We start from the raw sequence: 5,357 nt of genomic DNA, 5'->3' as shown, positions 1-5,357 counted from the left end.
TGGATGCCTGGCGGTGTCCTACTCTCACATGGGGAAGCCCCACACTACCATCGGCGCTGACATGTTTCACTGCTGAGTTCGGAATGGATTCAGGTGGTTCCACGTCGCTATGGCCGCCAGACAAATTGGGTTACAACTTCAACAAGCTGGGAGCGTCTTAGGCTCCGTAGGGCAGGCTTCGCCTGCCGTACATATGTAATTCACATCAAAATCTCGGTAACACCTACAATTCACCTTCAATAAAGGCACAAAACCTTTTTGGTGTTGTATGGTTAAGCCTCACGGGCAATTAGTACAGGTTAGCTCAACACATTACTGCGCTTCCACACCCTGCCTATCAACGTTGTAGTCTTCAACAACCCTTTAGGGAACTTACGTTCCAGTGAGAACTCATCTCGAGGCTCGCTTCCCGCTTAGATGCTTTCAGCGGTTATCGATTCCGAACGTAGCTACCGGGCAGTGCCATTGGCATGACAACCCGAACACCAGCGGTTCGTTCACTCCGGTCCTCTCGTACTAGGAGCAACCCCTCTCAATTCTCAAACGCCCACGGCAGATAGGGACCGAACTGTCTCACGACGTTCTAAACCCAGCTCGCGTACCACTTTAAATGGCGAACAGCCATACCCTTGGGACCGACTTCAGCCCCAGGATGTGATGAGCCGACATCGAGGTGCCAAACACCGCCGTCGATATGAACTCTTGGGCGGTATCAGCCTGTTATCCCCGGAGTACCTTTTATCCGTTGAGCGATGGCCCTTCCATTCAGAACCACCGGATCACTATGACCTGCTTTCGCACCTGCTCGACGTGTCTGTCTCGCAGTTAAGCTGGCTTATGCCATTGCACTAACCGTACGATGTCCGACCGTACTTAGCCAACCTTCGTGCTCCTCCGTTACTCTTTGGGAGGAGACCGCCCCAGTCAAACTACCCACCAGGCACTGTCCGCAACCCCGATAAGGGGCCAACGTTAGAACATCAAACATACAAGGGTGGTATTTCAAGGGTGGCTCCACATCAACTAGCGCCAATGCTTCAAAGCCTCCCACCTATCCTACACATGTAGGTTCAATGTTCAGTGCCAAGCTGTAGTAAAGGTTCACGGGGTCTTTCCGTCTAGCCGCGGGTACACAGCATCTTCACTGCGATTTCAATTTCACTGAGTCTCGGGTGGAGACAGCGTGGCCATGGTTACACCATTCGTGCAGGTCGGAACTTACCCGACAAGGAATTTCGCTACCTTAGGACCGTTATAGTTACGGCCGCCGTTTACCGGGGCTTCGATCAAGAGCTTCGTCCGAAGACTAACCCCATCAATTAACCTTCCGGCACCGGGCAGGTGTCACACCCTATACGTCAACTTTCGTTTTAGCAGAGTGCTGTGTTTTTAATAAACAGTCCCAGCCACCTGGTCGCTGCGACCGCTATCAGCTCAGAGCGCGAAGCTCATCACCAACAGCGGCGTACCTTCTCCCGAAGTTACGGTACTATTTTGCCTAGTTCCTTCACCCGAGTTCTCTCAAGCGCCTTAGTATTCTCTACCTGACCACCTGTGTCGGTTTCGGGTACGGTTCAAATGTATCTGAAGCTTAGAGGGTTTTCCTGGAAGCATGGCATCAGTAACTTCATCCCCTTGGGGACTCGTCTCGTGTCTCAGTCTCCTCACTAAAGAGGGCGGTCCGGATTTGCCTAAACCACCAACCTACTCACTTTCACGCGGACTACCAACGCCGCGATTACCTAGCCTACTCCGTCACCCCATCGCAATACATTTACAGTACGGGAATATTAACCCGTTTCCCATCGACTACGCGTTTCCGCCTCGCCTTAGGGGCCGACTTACCCTACCCTGATTAGCATGGGATAGGAACCCTTGGTCTTCCGGCGTGGGGGTTTTTCACCCCCATTATCGTTACTCATGTCAGCATTCGCACTTGTGATACCTCCAGCAAACCTCTCGATTCACCTTCAACAGCTTACACAACGCTCCCCTACCACTTAATCCTAAGATTAAATCCGCAGCTTCGGTGCATGGTTTAGCCCCGTTACATCTTCCGCGCAGGCCGACTCGACTAGTGAGCTATTACGCTTTCTTTAAAGGGTGGCTGCTTCTAAGCCAACCTCCTAGCTGTCTGTGCCTTCCCACATCGTTTCCCACTTAACCATGACTTCGGGACCTTAGCTGGCGGTCTGGGTTGTTTCCCTCTCCACGACGAACGTTAGCACCCGCCGTGTGTCTCCCGGATAGTACTCACTGGTATTCGGAGTTTGCATCGGGTTGGTAAGTCGGGATGACCCCCTAGCCGAAACAGTGCTCTACCCCCAGTGGTATTCATCCGAGGCTCTACCTAAATAGATTTCGGGGAGAACCAGCTATCTCCGGGCTTGATTAGCCTTTCACTCCTAGCCACAGGTCATCTCCTAATTTTTCAACATTAGTGAGTTCGGTCCTCCAATTGATGTTACTCAATCTTCAACCTGCCCATGGATAGATCGCCCGGTTTCGGGTCTACACCTTGCAACTAAGCGCCCAGTTAAGACTCGGTTTCCCTACGGCTACCCTATTCGGTTAACCTTGCTACAAAATGTAAGTCGCTGACCCATTATACAAAAGGTACGCAGTCACACCACGAAGGTGCTCCTACTGCTTGTACGTACACGGTTTCAGGTTCTATTTCACTCCCCTCACAGGGGTTCTTTTCGCCTTTCCCTCACGGTACTGGTTCACTATCGGTCAGTTGGGAGTATTTAGCCTTGGAGGATGGTCCCCCCATCTTCAGTCAGGATAACACGTGTCCCGACCTACTTATCTCAAGCTTAGTTCCACACCAGTGCTTTCGTGTACGGGGCTATCACCCGGTATCGCGGCACTTTCCAGAGCCTTCCACTAACACCGATGCTAAAACTTGATGGCTGGCCCCCGTTCGCTCGCCGCTACTAAGGGGATCTCAATTGATTTCTGTTCCTCCGGGTACTTAGATGTTTCAGTTCCCCGGGTTTGCCTCGTTAACCTATGTATTCAGTTAACGATAGTGCATAAATGCACTGGGTTTCCCCATTCGGAAATCCATGACTCAACTGCCTCTTACTGGCTCATCATGGCTTATCGCAAGTTAGTACGTCCTTCATCGCCTCCAACTGCCTAGGCATCCACCGTGTACGCTTAATCACTTAACCATACAACCCAAAAAGGTTTGCTGAATCAGGAAATGGTGGAGCCAAGCGGGATCGAACCGCTGACCTCCTGCGTGCAAGGCAGGCGCTCTCCCAGCTGAGCTATGGCCCCGTTTCGAAGAAACGGTATATCACCGTATCCTGATAGTCTTGCTGAACCGGAAGATTTAACGGCAGGCAGAGCCTGCCCTACGTTCTTTCCTGCATCAGCTTTTTCTCTGCGTCCTCGGTTTCGAGGGAGGGCAAGGCGGAAGCCGAGGACGTGTATTGTAATACACGACGAGGTTTCCAACGCAGCCATCGCGAAGAAATGGTGGGTCTGAGTAGACTTGAACTACCGACCTCACCCTTATCAGGGGTGCGCTCTAACCAGCTGAGCTACAGACCCAGTATCCGTATTGAATGTGTTTTGCACCTTATAGATACAAGAAAGTCAGGCAAAGCCTGACCTACCGTGAAACACATCCACGTTTATTTACCAATTATCAAAGCCATTCAATCTGTGTGAGCACTCACATTAATCTTCGTACGTATCGTTAAGGAGGTGATCCAGCCGCAGGTTCCCCTACGGCTACCTTGTTACGACTTCACCCCAGTCATGAACCACACCGTGGTAAACGCTCTCCCGAGGGTTAAGCTATCTACTTCTGGTGCAGCCCACTCCCATGGTGTGACGGGCGGTGTGTACAAGGCCCGGGAACGTATTCACCGTGGCATTCTGATCCACGATTACTAGCGATTCCGACTTCACGGAGTCGAGTTGCAGACTCCGATCCGGACTACGACGCACTTTTTGAGATTCGCTTGCACTCGCGTACTTGCTGCCCTTTGTGTGCGCCATTGTAGCACGTGTGTAGCCCATCCCGTAAGGGCCATGATGACTTGACGTCGTCCCCACCTTCCTCCGGTTTATCACCGGCAGTCTCCCTAGAGTTCCCACCATTACGTGCTGGCAACTAAGGATAAGGGTTGCGCTCGTTGCGGGACTTAACCCAACATCTCACAACACGAGCTGACGACAGCCATGCAGCACCTGTCTCACGGTTCCCGAAGGCACACTCTCATCTCTGAAAGCTTCCGTGGATGTCAAGGGATGGTAAGGTTCTTCGCGTTGCATCGAATTAAACCACATGCTCCACCGCTTGTGCGGGCCCCCGTCAATTCATTTGAGTTTTAACCTTGCGGCCGTACTCCCCAGGCGGTCAACTTAGTGCGTTAGCTGCGTTACTCACATCATAATGACACGAACAACTAGTTGACATCGTTTACGGCGTGGACTACCAGGGTATCTAATCCTGTTTGCTCCCCACGCTTTCGCTCCTCAGCGTCAGTTTTTGACCAGGTGGCCGCCTTCGCCACTGGTATTCCTTCCAATATCTACGCATTTCACCGCTACACTGGAAATTCTACCACCCTCTTCAAAACTCTAGCCTGCCAGTTCAAAATGCTATTCCAAGGTTGAGCCCTGGGCTTTCACATCTTGCTTAACAGGCCGCCTACGTGCGCTTTACGCCCAGTAATTCCGATTAACGCTCGCACCCTCCGTATTACCGCGGCTGCTGGCACGGAGTTAGCCGGTGCTTCTTCTGTGGCTAACGTCAATCGTTGCAGCTATTAACTACAACGCCTTCCTCACCACTGAAAGTGCTTTACAACCCGAAGGCCTTCTTCACACACGCGGCATGGCTGGATCAGGGTTGCCCCCATTGTCCAATATTCCCCACTGCTGCCTCCCGTAGGAGTCTGGGCCGTGTCTCAGTCCCAGTGTGGCTGATCATCCTCTCAGACCAGCTAGAGATCGTCGCCTTGGTGAGCCATTACCTCACCAACTAGCTAATCTCGCTTGGGTTCATCTGATGGCGTATGGCCCGAAGGTCCCATACTTTGCTCCGTAGAGATTATGCGGTATTAGCCACCGTTTCCAGTGGTTGTCCCCCGCCATCAGGCAGATCCCCAAGTTGTACTCACCCGTCCGCCGCTTGTCATCATCTAGCAAGCTAGATATGTTACCGCTCGACTTGCATGTGTTAGGCCTGCCGCCAGCGTTCAATCTGAGCCATGATCAAACTCTTCAATTATAAAGATTTTGATACTTACAAGTGCTCGTATGAATTGTTGGTTCTTTATTTGAATTCCACACCCGAAGGCGCTTCATTCGGTAGTCACCAACATCAATTGAGC

General features: G+C 51.8%; 2 tRNA genes and 3 rRNA genes. All 5 read right to left on the bottom strand.

From position 1 onward, the window contains the following. Nucleotides 1-5: 5 nt before the first annotated feature. A 5S ribosomal RNA gene (gene rrf, locus CWE09_RS14120) occupies nt 6-121 on the bottom strand. 147 nt (nt 122-268) lie between these two features. Then, nucleotides 269-3,179 (bottom strand): 23S ribosomal RNA (locus tag CWE09_RS14115). 33 nt (nt 3,180-3,212) lie between these two features. Continuing rightward, nucleotides 3,213-3,288 (bottom strand) — tRNA-Ala (locus CWE09_RS14110). A 199-nt stretch (nt 3,289-3,487) separates the two neighbouring features. After that, nucleotides 3,488-3,564: transfer RNA gene (locus tag CWE09_RS14105), tRNA-Ile, on the bottom strand. A gap of 149 nt (nt 3,565-3,713) precedes the next feature. After that, nucleotides 3,714-5,254, bottom strand: a 16S ribosomal RNA gene (locus CWE09_RS14100). The 16S, 23S and 5S rRNA genes sit together here with 2 tRNA genes alongside, the layout of an rRNA operon. Between the last annotated feature and the right edge of the window lie 103 nt (nt 5,255-5,357).

The organism is Aliidiomarina minuta (genome assembly GCF_003987145.1).
Lineage (GTDB): Bacteria > Pseudomonadota > Gammaproteobacteria > Enterobacterales > Alteromonadaceae > Aliidiomarina > Aliidiomarina minuta.
The sequence above is the reverse complement of the archived record's forward strand: the minus strand, read 5'-3'. Positions and strand labels throughout refer to the sequence as shown.